We start from the raw sequence: 14,736 nt of genomic DNA, 5'->3' as shown, positions 1-14,736 counted from the left end.
GCCTGTTTCAAAAATTCCCGGCGTACACTGCCGGACAGTACCCGGGTCTTCCTCGATACTAATCGCTATGGGGCTCCGACTCCGGCACCTTCGGCATGGGTTCCCAGCCGCGGTCGGCGAGGATTTCGCGTGATTCCCGCCATCCTTGCCATAGCGCGCCAGCACCCTTGATGCTGTGTTCAACCAGTACCAACCGCGCAATTTCCTTGAGGTAGGTCAGGGCGGTGCCGGCTCCAAAGCCGACCCGGTTGAACTTGCCGTAGAGGCGGAGGTACTGCGCCACGTGGCCCCGGTTCCGCATCACGTAGCGGCGGCTCAGGTCGGAAGAATCGTTGAGGTGGCGCACACCGAGGTCCACCTGGCGCTGGGCCCGGACCTTTTTGATGACGAAGGCATCGACGTAGACCACCGGAGTTTGCTGTGCAGCCAGCCAGCCGTAAATGAGGTCGTCCCAGGTGATGAAAAACCGGGGGTCCGGCAGTCCGATGTCACGGGCCAGCGAGGCCTTGATCAACATGCCTTCGAAATTGCCCACGTTGGTGGGGAAGACCGCAGATTTGCGGAAGACGTCCCCCGCTACGGGCAGAAAGACACCGAGCGCCTCAACAAAATGGTGCTGCCAGAAGAACGGTTTGCCGGCGGCGTCGTAGCGTCGGCCGATGATGCAGGAGTAACTGTGGGTGAATTTCTCCAGCGCGTCGAGCGCCTTCGGGAGCACCTCCACGTCGTCGTCCATGAGCCACAACCACTCGGCGCCGGCCTCGAGGGCCAGCTCAACCCCGCGGCAGAAGCCGCCGGAGCCGCCCACATTCGTGGCGAGCCGTTCGTACTGGATCGGCAGTTCCCCGGCCTCCAGTGCCCGGGAAACAACTTGCGCGGTGTGGTCGCTGCTGGCGTTGTCCACCACCACGATCCGCTGCGGCGGTGTGGCCAACCGGCCGAAGGATTCAAGCAGGTTCTGCAGGAAATCGGCACGGTTGTAGGTGACCACGACGGCGTAAAGGTTATTCACGCCGGCCTAGCTCCTGGCTGACATGAGCTGGCCGGGCGAGCCGAAGCCCTTGCCGCGGAACCCGGTGGTGTACGCCTTGAACCAGTGCGCAAGGCCCTTGAGGTCGCCGGTCTTCAGGAAGTAGTACGGGAAGCCGACAATGTCCGCGCCGAACCAGCGCACGTTCCGGTACTTCCGGGTCAGGTAGCCGCGGTTGCGGAAGTAGCAATACCGCTTGAACTCGCCCTCCGGAATGACCGGAGTGATGAAGCCGCCAAAAACCGGTTTCATCTCGGTCCATGTGGCCGGATGCCGGACCGCAACGGTGGCCAGGGTGCCGTATTTGAGTCCGGCCTTCTTGACCCGCGACAGGAAGTCCACTTCGTCACCGCGGATGAAGAACTTCACGTCGGGGATGCCGATCTTGTAGAACACCTCCGTGCGGATCAGGGCGCCGTTGAAGAAGTGCACCATGTCCGGCAGGTAGCCCATCGGGGCAAGTCGTGAGCGGTCGTTGGTCAACAGCCCGTTGATGCGGAAATTGAAAGAGAGCCGGCTGGGGTCCGCCGTGGCGGCGACGAGCGGGCTCACGATATCGAGCTGGTGCTCCGCAGCGGTCTTCAGCAGCTCCGCGAGGCAGTTGGCGTCCTCGGGGTGGCCGTCATCGTCCATCATCCAGATCCATTCCGCGCCGCTGGCCATGGCGGCGAGGATCGCGTACGCGAATCCCCCGGCGCCGCCGAGGTTCGCCTCGGAGCGCAGGTAGTTGATGTTGTCCCCGGCGGCGTCGACGACCGCGGTCGCAGGGACAGTGCCGGAGTCCACCAACGCGACCGAGTGGATAGGGGCGGTCTGCTCGGCCAGTCCCTTCAGGAGCAGGGTGAGTTCCTCGGGGCGGTCGAAGGTGACTGCGGCGACGGCGACTTTGGGCTGCATGTCAGTTCCTCGGGGTGTCGTCGCCGGCGGTGCTTGCCGGAACCTCGACGGCGGCGGGTTCCCCGTCGTCGCCGGCGGTGCTTGCCGGGGCTTCGGCGCTGGCCGGTTCCCCGTCCACGCCGAGCACATCCGGCACCACCTCACGGAGCCGGTCCAGGCTGATGGCGCCCTGGCGGACCACCCGCAAGGGCATGGCAGTAGCATCGACGATGGTGGAAGGCAGCGCGTCGGCGCCCTCCGCCGGACGGAGCCCGCCCTCAAGGTAGACCTCCACGGATTCGGCGAGCTGGGCTTCGGCCTCGGCGGCGGTCTGGGCAGCCGCCTGGCCGGTGCGGTTCGCCGAGGAGACGGCGAGCGGGCCAGTCAGTGTCAGCAGGTCCTGGGCGACGTCGTCGGCCGGGAGCCGCAGTGCCACGGTGCCCTTGGTCTCGCCGAGGTCCCAGTCCAGGGAGGGCTGGGCGTGCAGGATCAGCGTGAGGCCGCCGGGCCAGAAGGCCTCGGCGAGGCGACGGGCTTCGGCTGGAACATCCGTGGCGAGTCCGTCGAGGGCATTGAGCCTGGGAATGAGCACTGGTGGCGGCATCTTGCGGCTCCGGCCCTTCGACGCCAGCAGCAAGGTCACCGCGAGGGGGGAGAAGGCGTCAGCGGCGATCCCGTACACGGTGTCGGTCGGCAGGACCACACACTTGTGCTCCCGGATGGCCCGCTGGGCATGTTCGAGTCCTGCAGCGCGTTGCTCAGCTGCCGTGCAATCGTAGCTAGTCGTCACTGGCCCATTCTTTCATTCCGGAGTGCGTTGCCCGGTTACCGTGAGGCAGCCGGGTCGGCGAGGACGGCGCTGGTGGCCCGATCCCTGCCGTTGAGGTCGCGGTGGGTGCTAACACCGGTCCAAAAACCGGTGCTCTCAAGCATGGTGGCGATCCAGGCCGACTGGACTTCGGCATGCTCCATCACGAAGTAGCCGCCGGGAACCAGCAGCCGCGCCGCGGACGCCGCCGCCGCCGTCGGAAGCTCCATCCCGTCCGCTCCCCCGCCGTACAGGGCCACGGGAGGATCATGCAGTGCCACTTCGGGTTCGTTGGGGACCGCTGCGGCGGGGATGTACGGCGGGTTGGAAACGACCACGTCGAACGTTGCGTTATGTTCCGGCAGGGCATCGCGCAGATCACCGAGGATGAGGTGCACGCCAAGGGGCAGCAGGTTCTTAGCCGCCCAGGCATGCGCGAACTCACTGTATTCGACAGCGTGGACCTCCGCGCCGGGAATCTCGTGGGCGAGGGAACCGGCAATGGCCCCGGACCCGGTGCCGAGATCCACCACCTTCGGATGCGCGCGGCCCTGCAGTTTGTCAATCACCAGCTGCACCACGGATTCCGTTTCGGGGCGGGGAATGAATACTCCCGGTCCGACCGCCAGTTCCAGGTAACGGAAATAGGCGACGCCGGTGATGTGCTGCAGCGGGATGCGCCTGGCCCGTTCGGCAATGAGTTCCCGGTAGCCCCCGGGCGCAGGCGTGTCCCCCGGCATCAGGGCGCGCAGCCGGCCCAGCCCGACGCCGAGCAGGTGCTCGGCCAGGAGTTCGGCGTCGGCCCGCGGGCTGGGAACCCCCGCTTCGGCCAGGACCTCCGTGGCCTCGCGGACGGCGTCAGCAAGGCTGGTCCCGGTTCCTTCAGTCATCACGGCGCGGGCCCGGGCTAGTCGCCGATGGCGTCGAGGCGGGCCTGTTCGTCCATCTCGATGGCGGACTGGATGACCGGCTCCAGGTCGCCGTTCATGACCTGGTCAAGGTTGTAGGCCTTGTAGCCGGTGCGGTGGTCGGCGATCCGGTTTTCCGGGTAGTTGTACGTGCGGATGCGCTCGGAGCGGTCCATGGTGCGGATCTGCGACTTGCGCTGGGCAGAGTTTTCGGCGTCGATCTGTTCCTGCTGGTGTGCCAGGATCCGGGCCCGGAGGACGCGCATGCCGGCTTCCCGGTTCTGCAGCTGGGACTTTTCGTTCTGCATGGCCACCACGATCCCGGTGGGAAGGTGGGTGATCCGAACGGCGGAGTCGGTGGTGTTCACGGACTGGCCGCCGGGGCCGGAGGAACGGTAGACGTCGATCTTGAGATCGTTCTGGTTGATCTCGAGCTCTTCGGGCTCGTCCACTTCCGGCAGCACCAGCACGCCGGCGGCGGAGGTGTGGATCCGGCCCTGGGATTCCGTCACGGGCACCCGCTGGACCCGGTGCACGCCGCCTTCGAACTTGAGCCGGGCGTAGACGCCCTCGGCCGGATCGTTCGAGTTGCCCTTGATGGCCACTTGGACATCCTTGTAGCCGCCGAGGTCCGATTCGTTGGCAGAAATCATCTCAGTCTTCCAGCCGCGGGATTCCGCATACCGGGTGTACATCCGCAGCAGGTCTGCCGCGAACAAGGCAGCCTCGTCGCCACCTTCGCCGCCCTTGACCTCGAGGATCACGTTGCGGGCGTCGTCGGGGTCGCGCGGAATCAGCAGCCGGCGGAGCCTGGCCGCGGCCTTCTCCAGGGCAGCCTCCAGCACGGGAACCTCAGCAGCAAACTCGGGGTCCTCATCCGCCATTTCCTTGGCTGCCGCCAGGTCGTCCTCAATGCCGTGCCAGGCATGGTACGCCTCGACAATGCCGTTCAACTGCGCAGAACGCCGGCCCAGCTTCCGGGCAATCTTCTGGTCAGCATAAACAGCAGGATCCCCAAGCTGCGCCTGGATGGCATCATGCTCATCCAACAGGCCCTGTACGGACTCAAACATTTTCAAAACCTCTTTCGACTTTTCTCAAGTCTAATGACGCACGAAAGGGCGGGGCCGGCAGAATATGCGACGGCCCCGCCCCTAACTCAGCTATTTGTCGTTATCGGACTTCGCGCCAAGCGTCGTCTTCTGCACCTGCATGAGGAACTCGACGTTGCTCTGGGTCTCCCGGATCTTGTTGGTCAGCAGCTCAAGGCTCTGCTGCGTTTCGAGTCCGGAAAGGACGCGGCGCAACTTCCACATGATCTTGACTTCCTCCGGCGAGAGCAGGTTCTCCTCGCGGCGCGTTCCGGACGCGTTGACGTCCACGGCAGGGAAGATCCGCTTGTCCGCGAGCTGGCGGGACAGACGCAGTTCCATGTTGCCGGTGCCCTTGAACTCTTCGAAGATGACCTCGTCCATCTTCGAACCGGTCTCCACGAGTGCGGTCGCCAGGATGGTGAGCGAGCCGCCGTTTTCGATGTTGCGGGCTGCACCGAAGAAGCGCTTCGGCGGGTAGAGCGCCGCGGAGTCGACGCCACCGGACAGGATACGGCCGGAGGCCGGTGCTGCCAGGTTGTAGGCACGGCCCAGACGGGTCATCGAGTCCAGCAGGACCACAACGTCCATGCCCATTTCCACGAGGCGCTTGGCGCGCTCGATGGAGAGTTCGGCCACGGTGGTGTGGTCATCGGCGGGCCGGTCGAAGGTGGAGGCAATGACCTCGCCCTTGACGGTGCGCTGCATGTCCGTGACTTCTTCGGGGCGTTCGTCAACAAGCACCATCATGAGGTGGACCTCAGGATTGTTGGTGGTGATGGCGTTGGCGATGGACTGCAGGATGAGCGTCTTGCCGGCCTTGGGCGGTGACACGATCAGGCCGCGCTGGCCCTTGCCGATCGGGGCGACGAGGTCGATGACGCGGGGGCCGATCTTCTTGGGATCGGTCTCGAGGCGCAGACGCTCCGAGGGGTACAGCGGGACGAGCTTTGCGAATTCAACGCGGTCCTTGAGTTCCTCGGGGGTCTTGCCGTTGACCGAGGTGACACGGACCAGGGCGTTGAACTTCTGCCGCGCGGTCTGCTGCTGCTGGTTAGCCTGCTGGGACTCACCTTCCCGGGGGGCGCGGATGGCGCCGACGACGGCGTCGCCCTTGCGCAGGTTGTACTTCTTGACCTGGGCGAGGGACACGTACACGTCGTTCGGACCCGGCAGGTAGCCGGAGGTGCGGATGAACGCGTAGTTTTCCAGCACGTCAAGGATGCCGGCGACGGGCAGCAGGACGTCGTCCTCGGTGACCTCGACGTCGTCGACGTCCGGTCCCTGGACCCGTCCGCGACGGCGGTCGTTGCGGTCGCGGAAGCGGTCGTTGCGCGGGTTGTTGTCGCGGCTGTCCTGGCCACCGGAGCGGTCGGGACGGTCATTGCGGTCGTTGCGGTCGCGCCGGTTCCGTCGGTTCCGGCGGCTCCCGCCGTCGGTGTCATCGTTGTCGCGGCTGTTGTCGCGGGCGCCGGCGTTGTTCTCGCGGGCTCCGGCGTTCTCGTCGCGGCCGGCCCGGGTGCGGGTGTTCTCGCGGCGCTGGCCGTCGTCGCTGCCCTGTTCAGGCTGGCGCTGGTCGGGCTGGCGCTGTTCGGTGCGCTGGTCGGGCTGGCGCTGGTCGGTGCGCTGGTCGGGCTGGCGCTGGTCGGTGCGCTGGTCGGACTGGCGCTGTTCGGTGCGCTGGTCGGACTGGCGCTGTTCGGACTGGCGCTGTTCGGCCGGGGCCTCGACAGCCGGTGCGGCCTGGCCTGCGGACTGCGCCGTGCCCTGGCCTGCGGACTGCGCCGTACCCTGGCCTGCGGACTGCTCTGCGGCTTCGCCGCGGCGGCGGTTGCGGGTGCGGGGCTGGCGGGTGCGTTCGCCGTTCTCCGCCGGGGCGGCCGAACCTGCTTCGGCAGCGCCGGAGTGGGATGTACCGGACTCGGCGGGAGCCGCCGGAGCCTCGGCTGCTGCCGGGGACTCGGAAGCGGGGGGCGTGATGACGCCGTCGCTGCCGGCGCGGCGGCTGCGGCCGCGTCCACGGGCACGCGGGTTTTCCTGGGCCGGGGCTTCGGACTCAGGAGCGGCAGCAGGCGCAGCGGCCGGAGCCGCGGACTGGGAGACGGTGCCGTTGTCGGTAGCCTTCTCAGCGCCGCGGGCCGGAGCCTTGCTCACGGGAGTACCGGCACGGTGGGCGGAGATGGCAGAGACAAGATCGCCCTTCCGCATCCGGGAACCGCCGGAAATCCCCAGCTGGCTGGCAAGAGCCTGGAGCTGGGCGAGCTTGAGGCCAGCGAGGCCGCTGCTCTTGGCGGGTGCTGCCGTAGACGATCCGGCAGCAGAAGATGATGTTTCCACAGCTGAAGACAGCTCAGTGGTTTCGGTCACGAAGGATCCTTCCCCCTCGACGGCGCCCAGGCTAGGAGCTGGACGCGATGATTTGATCTGGGTTGCAGTTCAGATTTGCAACCGGGATTTCGGCCTTGCCGGATGGATATTGGCCAGCACGGCCGGATGTAGATTCACCTGGCGCGCTCCAAAAAAGAGATAAGGAACGGCGGGCTGACGTTTCAGGGGAGCAGACATTGTTGCTGCGGAATCCTGCGTCAGACCGAAAGCAGGTGGCACCGAAAAATATTGCGCAGAAAAAGATGAGAGCGGCAACTAGGCCAACATCGCGGTCTTTTGGAACAGCAACTACTTTATTGCCTGCGTGATTACTGCCTGCGTGATTACCGCCGGTGCACTTCCACTTTAGCACCTTCAATGTCTACGGCCAGCTTCATCACACGCCAGCGCACGTCGGGCGTGTTGCCCGCTGTGAAGGTCCGGATGAACTCGGCGGCCGCGGCCGCCCGGGCTTCTCCGTTGGCCAGGACCAGCACGGTGGGTCCGGCGCCGGAGACAACGGCGGCGAAGCCGGCCCCCCGCAGGGCCGCGATGAGGTCAGCGCTCGGACGCATGGCTGCCGCCCGGTAGCTTTGGTGCAGGTAATCCTCGGTGCCGGCGAGGAGGAGTTCCGGCTTCTGCGTCAGCGCGTGGATCAGCAGTGCCGCCCGTCCGGAGTTCATGGCCGCTGCATGGTGGCCCACGGAGGCGGGCAGCAGGGCCCGGGCGGCCTCCGTGGACAGTTCGAAATCCGGCACGGCAACAACGGGAATCACCGTGGCAGCGACAGCCGCGCAGGTGCTGCTGTACTGGTCACTGTCCTGCCATGACAGCGCCAGCCCGCCGAAAATCGCGGGTGCGACGTTGTCCGGGTGCCCTTCCATTTCGCTCGTGAGCTGCAGGATCCAGTCCCTGCCCCGGCGCGAGCCGTCAGGGACCAGTGCATTCGCAGCGGTCACCGCGGCCACGACGGCACTGGCCGAAGATCCCAGTCCCCGGCCGTGAGGGTTTACGTTTTCTGCCGTGATCTTCAGGCCGCCGTGCCGAAAGCCCAAGCGGTGCAGCGCTTCGGTGATGGCCTTGACCACGAGGTGGCTGGCGTCGCGGGGCAGGGATTCCGCTCCTTCCCCGCTGAGCTCGAATTCCAGCTCGCCGCTGTCCAGGGTTTCCACAGTCAGGGTATCGAACAGGGTGAGCGCCAGTCCGAGGCTGTCGTAGCCGGGGCCGAGGTTCGCGCTGGTCGCCGGCACACGGACGGTGACGCGTTGCCCGGACAGAACCGCCGGCGTGTCGGCGGCGGACTCGGCCGGGACGGTGAGGGTGGTCGCCACGGTTACTTTTCTTCCAGTCCCAAGGCCGTGGCCACGGTGACCACGTCGTTCGAGACCTTGACGGGCTGCACTTCGCTGCCGTCCTCGGTGCGGAGCGCCCACTGCGGATCCTTGAGGCCGTGCCCGGTGACCGTGATGACGATTGTTTTGCCGGCCGGAACCTCGCCGGCCGCGTGCTTCTTGATCAGACCGGCGACCCCGGCGGCCGAGCCGGGCTCAACGAAGACCCCTTCGCGGGCGGACAGCCAGCGGTGGGCGGACAGGATTTCCGCATCGGTGACGGCTTCGATCACGCCGCCGGACTCGTCGCGCGCTGCGATCGCGGTGTCCCAGGACGCGGGATTCCCGATCCGGATGGCCGTCGCGATCGTGTCGGGCTCTGTGATGGGGTGGCCGGCGACGAACGGTGCGGCACCGGCGGCCTGGAAGCCCCACATCACCGGAGTCTTCGTGGCGACCGCAGGCAGGGTGCCGGCCGTTGCAGACTCAAAGCGTGCACTGTATTCCTTGTAACCCTTCCAGTACGCGGTGATGTTGCCGGCGTTGCCAACCGGCAGCACATGGAAGTCCGGAGCGTCGCCGAGAGCATCGACCACTTCGAAGGCGCCGGTCTTTTGGCCCTCAATCCGCGCCGGGTTGACCGAGTTCACCAGGAACACCGGGTAGGACTCGCCCAGTTTGCGGGCGATGTCCAGGCAGTTGTCGAAGTTGCCGTCCACCTGCAGAAGCGTCGCGCCGTGCGCGATCGCCTGGCTGAGCTTGCCCATCGAGATTTTGCCTTCAGGCACCAGCACAACGCATTTCAGCCCGGCGGCGGTGGCGTACGCGGCGGCGGAGGCGGAGGTGTTGCCCGTGGAGGCGCACACCACCGCCTCGGCGCCGGCCGCAACGGCAGCCGTCATGGCCATGGTCATGCCACGGTCCTTGAAGGAGCCTGTCGGGTTCATGCCTTCGACTTTGAGGTACACCGTGCTGCCGGTCAGCGCGGAGAGCTGCTGCGCGTGGACCAGCGGCGTGCCGCCCTCGCCCAGGGTGATGATTTTCGTTGCCTCGGTGACGGGCAGACGGTCGGCGTATTCGCGGATAACGCCGCGCCATTGGTGAGCCACTTAGACTCCTTCTACCCGGAGTACGGATGTAACGGAATTGATAACGTCCAGGCCCTTGACGGCCTCGACGGTCGCTGCCAGTGCAGCCTCGCTTGCGCGGTGCGTGACGATCCGCAGCTCCGCCGATTCGACAGTGGAATCAGCATCGCGGTGGATCGTTTGCCGCATGATTTCGATGGAGACGCCGTGCTCAGCGAAGAGCCGGGCGATCTTGGCGAGCACCCCGGGCTGGTCAGCGACGTCCAGGCCGATGTAGTAGCTGGTGACCGCGGCGGTGATGGGCAGGGCAGGGACCTGGCCCGTGGTGGTCTCGGCGCGGCCGGGACCGCCCAGGACAATGCTGCGGGCGGCCGAGACGAGGTCGCCCATAACGGCTGATGCGGTCGGTTTGCCGCCCGCACCCTGGCCATAGAACATCAGTTCCCCCGCATTTTCCGCTTCAATGAAGACAGCGTTGAAGGCGCCGCGCACCGCTGCCAGCGGGTGTTCGCGCGGCAGCAGCGTCGGGTGCACCCGGACGGAGACACCTGCGCCTTTTTCCGTGCCTGTTTCCGTGCCTGTTTTGGTGCCTGCGGCGGTGAGCTTCTCTGCGATCGCCAAAAGCTTGATGACGAAGCCTGCATCCTTTGCCGCGGCGATATCGGCGGCTGTGACGGCGCTGATGCCCTCGCAGTACACATCGTCCAGCGAGAAACGGGTGTGGAAGGACAGCGATGCGAGAATCGCGGCTTTGGAGGCGGCGTCGTAGCCCTCGACGTCGGCGGTGGGGTCAGCTTCCGCGTACCCCAGGCGCTGGGCCTCGGCCAGGGCGTCGGCGAACTGCGCCCCGGTAGAGTCCATCTGGTCCAGGATGAAGTTGGTAGTGCCGTTGACGATGCCGAGCACCCGGGTGATCCGATCGCCGGAGAGGCTGTCCCGGATGGGCCGCAGGATGGGAATCGCCCCGGCGACGGCAGCCTCGTAGGACAACTGCACGCCGGCTCGGTCAGCTTCCTCGTGCAGAATGGGGCCGTCCTTGGCTACGAGTGCCTTATTGCCGGTCACGACGCAGGCACCATTGCGCATGGCCGTCAGGATCAGCGTCCGGGCAGGTTCAATACCGCCCATCAGCTCGATCACCAGGTCGGCGTCCTTGAGAAGGGTCTCGGCGTCGGTGGTGAAGAGAGCGCGCGGCAGGTCCGCCTCACGGGGGGCCTCAAGGTTGCGCACGGCAATACCGGCCAGCTCCAGGCGGGCTCCGGCACGGGACGCCAGCATCTCGGCGTCGTCAAGGAGAATCCGCGCAACCTGGGCCCCGACGTTGCCACAGCCCAGCAGGGCCACTTTCAAGGTTCGCAATTCGGTCATTCAGACTCCCATGTCGCGGTTGAGCAGATCTTCTTCGGTTTCCCCGCGGACAATCAGCCGGGCAGATCCGTCGCGCACAGCAACAACGCCCGGCCGGGCCAGATAGTTGTAGTTGCTGGACAAGGCCCAGCAGTAGGCGCCGGTCCCCGGTACAGCGAGCAGATCACCGGCTGCCACGTCCTCGGGCAGATATACATCTCTAACAACTATGTCGCCGCTCTCGCAATGTTTGCCCACCACGCGGGACAACTGCGGTGCCGCGTCGGAGATCCGTGAGGCCAGGATCGCCGAGTAATCCGCGTCGTACAGCACCGGACGCGGGTTATCGCTCATTCCGCCGTCCACCGACACATACCGCCGCGGGTACGTAACGTTTTCGCCGGGTTCGCCGGAGAATCCGTCCGCGGCGGCGGGGGCATCGACCCGGACCGTCTTCAGGGTCCCCACCTCGTAAAGCGTGAAGGTGGTACTGCCGACAATCGCTCGGCCCGGTTCGATCGAAATCCGCGGGGCGGAAATGCCCAGTTCGGCGCATTTGGAGCGCACGACGGCGGCCATCGCCTGCGCGATTTCGGCTGCCGGGCGCGGGGTGTCCACGGGAGTGTAGGCAATGCCGTAGCCGCCGCCGAGGTCCAGTTCGGGAAGCAAGATGGAGTACTTGGCCTGCATTGCGGCGAGGAAGTCCAGCAGCTTTTCCGCGGCGAGGGCGAAGCCGTCGGGTTCGAAAATCTGGGAGCCAATGTGGCAATGCAAACCCAGCAGGTCAATCCCGGGGTAGCCGGAGGCCGCGGCGACGGCTTCCTCGGCCGCAGAGAGCCCCGCCTGCTCGGTGGAGTCCGCTGCCATGGACAGGCCGAACTTCTGGTCCTCGTGGGCGGTCGCAATGAACTCGTGGGTGTGGGCATGCACCCCGGGGGTCAGCCGGAGCATCACCTTGGCGGTTTCGCCGCGCGCGCCGGCAATCCTGGCGACGCGTTCGAGTTCGGCGAGGCTGTCCACCACGATCCGGCCCAGTTTCAGGTCCAGGGCCCGGTGGATCTCGCCGTCGGATTTGTTGTTGCCGTGCAGTGCCACGTCGGCGCCGGGAATGCCGGCGCGGGAGGCGACCGCGAGTTCGCCTCCGGAGGCCGTGTCCAGGCGCAGCCCTTCTTCCTCGACCCAGCGCACCACGGCGGTGCAGAGGAAGGACTTGCCGGCGTAGTACACGTCCACTCCCCCGCAGATGTCGGCGAAGGCGTCATTGAAAGCGTCGGAAAAGGCGCGGGCGCGGGCGCGGAAGTCGTTCTCGCTCAGCACAAACAGCGGCGTGCCGAACTGTCGCTGCAGTTCGCTGACGGCCAGCCCGTCGATGGTGAGTTCGCCGGCGTCGTTCCGGGACACGCCCCCGGCCCACATCGGCTGGTGCAGGGCGTTGAGGTCGGTGGGGACGGCCAGCCAGTCCGGAGCCAGCGGGGACGCTGCGCCGGAGCGGGGGGACGGGTTCGTGGTCATGGCGGTTACATCCGTTCCGGCGCCGAGACGCCCAGCAGTTCCAGGCCGTTGGCCAGCACCTGGCTGGTGGCGTCGTTGAGCCACAGCCGGGTGCGGTTGAGGTCGGTGATGGCTTCGTCGCCCAGCGGCGCGACACGGCAGGCGTCATACCAGCGGTGGTAGGCGCCGGCGATGACCTCGAGGTGGCGGGCCACGCGGTGCGGCTCCCGCAGTTCCGCGGCCCGGGCCACAATTGACGGGTAGCTGCCGAGGTAGGAGAGCAGTTCATTCTCGGTGGGGTGTTCCAGCAACGAGGCCTCGAAGCTGTCTTTGCCGTGCACCCGGCGCTCCACTCCTGCGGCCATCGCGTTGCGGGCCGTGCCGCGGGAGCGGGCGTGGGCGTACTGGACGTAAAACACCGGGTTCTCGTTGCTGTGCTTCTTCAGCAGTTCCGGGTCCAGGGTCAGCGGCGAATCGGCCGGGAACCGTGCCAGCGAGTAGCGGACCGCGTCCTTGCCCAGCCAGGAGATGAGGTCCTTGAGTTCGATGATGTTGCCGGCACGCTTGGAGAGCTTGGCGCCGTTGACCGAGACCAACTGGCCGATCAGGACCTCGATGTTGACCTCGGGGTCGTCGCCGGCGGCGGCCGCAATGGCCTTGAGCCGGTTGATGTAGCCGTGGTGGTCGGCGCCGAGCAGGTAGATTTTTTCGGTGAAACCCCGGTCCTTCTTGGACAGGTAGTAGGCGGCGTCGGCGGCGAAGTAGGTGGGTTCGCCGTTTGCGCGGATCAGCACGCGGTCCTTGTCGTCACCGAAGTCGGTGGTGCGCAGCCAGACCGCACCGCCGTCGTCGTAGACGTGGCCCTGCTCCCGGAGCCGGGCCACGGCGTCCTCGATCGCGCCGGCGTCGTGGAGTTCCTGCTCGGAGAAGTAGACATCGAACGCCACACCGAACTCGGCCAGGGTCCGCTTGATGTCATGCAGCTGGGCTTTGTAGGCCGCACCGCGGATCACCGGCAACGCTGCGACGTCGGTCAGTTCGCGGATATCCGGGTGCTGGGTCAGCACCTCGTGGCCCAGCTCCGCAATGTACTCCCCGGGGTATCCGCCCTCGGGCACACCGCGGCCGTGCAGCCGGGAGAGCACGGAGTTGGCGAAGACGTTCATCTGCGACCCGGCGTCATTGACGTAGTACTCGGCCGTCACGTCCGCGCCGGAGGCCCGGAGTACCCGGGCGATAGCATCGCCGAGGGCGGCCCAGCGGGTGTGGCCGATGTGCAGCGGGCCGGTGGGGTTGGCGGAGACGAATTCCATGTTGACCGTATGGCCCGCGAGCGCGGTGTTGGTACCGTAGGCAGCGCCTGCTTCGACGATGGCCTTGGCCAGGGCGCCGGCGGCTGCGGCGTCCACGGTGATGTTCAGGAACCCGGGTCCGGCGATGTCGACGGCGGACACCCCGTCGATGGACTTCAGACGGGCACTGAGGACGGAAGCGAACTCCCGGGGGTTGGTGCCTGCGGTCTTGGCCAGCTGCAGCGCGATGTTGGTGGCCCAGTCGCCGTGGTCCCGGTTCTTCGGACGCTCCACCCGCACATCATCCGGGACGTCGGAGACGGAAAGCCCGATCTCACCGGCGGCGACGGCATCTTTCAGGCAGGCGGATATGGCGAGGGAGAGTTCTTCAGGGGTCACTTCTCCAGCCTACCGGTGGCCCGCAGTGTGGCGGAATTTGGCGGTTGTGCCGGCCGCCGGGTCACAGGGTGAACCACTACGCTGATTTGGACGTTGTGATAGGAGAACCGGTGCGGCCCCACGCCTGCGGGTTCAGTTACCAGCCACTTCCCCTGATTCCCGCTAGAGAAATTGAGCCCCCGCATGAACACCTCTCTCCGTAAAAGCTTCGTGGTCGGCATCGCCGGACTGTCCTTGGCCGGTTCCGCCGCGGGCTGCGCGCCCGGGCAGGCTGCCGAGTCCCCGGCGACGGGCGCCGCACCGTCTGCCGCTGCGGGTTCTGCCGCTGCGGGTTCGGCCGCCTACAAGGACGGAACCTACAGCGCGGACGGCAACTACGTCTCCCCGAACGGCCAGGAGACAGTGGGCGTGACCTTGACGCTCGCCGGCGGTGCGGTGTCCGACGTCCAGATCACCCCGCACCCGTCCAATCCGAACACCAAGAAATTCCAGGGCGAATTCGCGGGCGGCATCAAATCCCAGATTTCCGGCAAGAAGCTCGACGAGATCAAGGTCTCCAAGGTGGCCGGCTCCTCCTTGACCAGCGGCGGCTTTAACCAGGCTGTCGAGAAGATCAAGTCCGATGCCCGGTCATGACCGCACCGGCACAAACGCCCGGTCGTGACCAGCCCGTCAGGAACGCCACATCGTGACCGACCAGTAGCGGCA

General features: G+C 66.5%; 12 protein-coding genes. 1 reads left to right on the top strand and 11 read right to left on the bottom strand.

Annotated elements, in window-relative coordinates:
* Positions 1-58 precede the first annotated feature (58 nt).
* From RCH15_RS09535 to argS, 11 genes are all read right to left on the bottom strand, one after another.
* Positions 59-1,012, bottom strand: coding sequence for a glycosyltransferase (locus RCH15_RS09535; RefSeq protein ID WP_326960383.1), 954 nt, complete (start codon positions 1,010-1,012; stop codon positions 59-61).
* Positions 1,013-1,018: 6 nt separating this feature from the next.
* Entirely contained in the window at positions 1,019-1,927 is a 909-nt protein-coding gene (locus RCH15_RS09530; protein ID WP_326960382.1) for a glycosyltransferase, read from the bottom strand.
* Between the two features lies 1 nt (position 1,928).
* A complete protein-coding gene (locus RCH15_RS09525) occupies positions 1,929-2,696 on the bottom strand; it encodes an L-threonylcarbamoyladenylate synthase (protein ID WP_326960380.1) in 768 nt (255 codons plus the stop codon).
* A gap of 35 nt (positions 2,697-2,731) precedes the next feature.
* A complete protein-coding gene (gene prmC / locus RCH15_RS09520) occupies positions 2,732-3,604 on the bottom strand; it encodes a peptide chain release factor N(5)-glutamine methyltransferase (RefSeq protein ID WP_326960378.1) in 873 nt (290 codons plus the stop codon).
* Between the two features lie 17 nt (positions 3,605-3,621).
* Complete coding sequence (prfA, locus tag RCH15_RS09515) at positions 3,622-4,695, bottom strand: peptide chain release factor 1 (RefSeq protein ID WP_326960376.1); 1,074 nt, start codon at positions 4,693-4,695, stop codon at positions 3,622-3,624.
* Positions 4,696-4,785: 90 nt separating this feature from the next.
* A complete protein-coding gene (rho, locus tag RCH15_RS09510) occupies positions 4,786-7,080 on the bottom strand; it encodes a transcription termination factor Rho (RefSeq protein ID WP_326960374.1) in 2,295 nt (764 codons plus the stop codon).
* Positions 7,081-7,424: 344 nt separating this feature from the next.
* Positions 7,425-8,411 carry a homoserine kinase gene (gene thrB, locus RCH15_RS09505; protein ID WP_326960372.1) on the bottom strand — a complete coding sequence of 329 codons (987 nt, stop codon included), beginning with the start codon at positions 8,409-8,411 and terminating at the stop codon, positions 7,425-7,427.
* A 2-nt stretch (positions 8,412-8,413) separates the two neighbouring features.
* Positions 8,414-9,520 (bottom strand): threonine synthase, encoded by a 1,107-nt coding sequence (gene thrC, locus RCH15_RS09500; RefSeq protein WP_326960370.1) that lies wholly within the window; start codon positions 9,518-9,520, stop codon positions 8,414-8,416.
* Positions 9,521-10,867 carry a homoserine dehydrogenase gene (locus RCH15_RS09495; protein ID WP_326960368.1) on the bottom strand — a complete coding sequence of 449 codons (1,347 nt, stop codon included), beginning with the start codon at positions 10,865-10,867 and terminating at the stop codon, positions 9,521-9,523.
* On the bottom strand, positions 10,868-12,358 hold the full coding sequence (gene lysA, locus RCH15_RS09490) for a diaminopimelate decarboxylase (RefSeq protein ID WP_326960366.1): 1,491 nt from the start codon (positions 12,356-12,358) through the stop codon (positions 10,868-10,870).
* A 5-nt stretch (positions 12,359-12,363) separates the two neighbouring features.
* A complete protein-coding gene (gene argS / locus RCH15_RS09485) occupies positions 12,364-14,028 on the bottom strand; it encodes an arginine--tRNA ligase (RefSeq protein WP_326960364.1) in 1,665 nt (554 codons plus the stop codon).
* Positions 14,029-14,211: 183 nt separating this feature from the next.
* Between argS and RCH15_RS09480 the strand changes: the two genes are divergently transcribed.
* Positions 14,212-14,664, top strand: a complete 453-nt coding sequence (locus RCH15_RS09480; RefSeq protein ID WP_326960362.1) for an FMN-binding protein — start codon at positions 14,212-14,214, stop codon at positions 14,662-14,664.
* The last annotated feature ends 72 nt before the right edge of the window (positions 14,665-14,736 follow it).

It is taken from the genome of Arthrobacter sp. MP_M4, assembly GCF_035984855.1.
Lineage (GTDB): Bacteria > Actinomycetota > Actinomycetes > Actinomycetales > Micrococcaceae > Arthrobacter.
The sequence above is the reverse complement of the archived record's forward strand: the minus strand, read 5'-3'. Positions and strand labels throughout refer to the sequence as shown.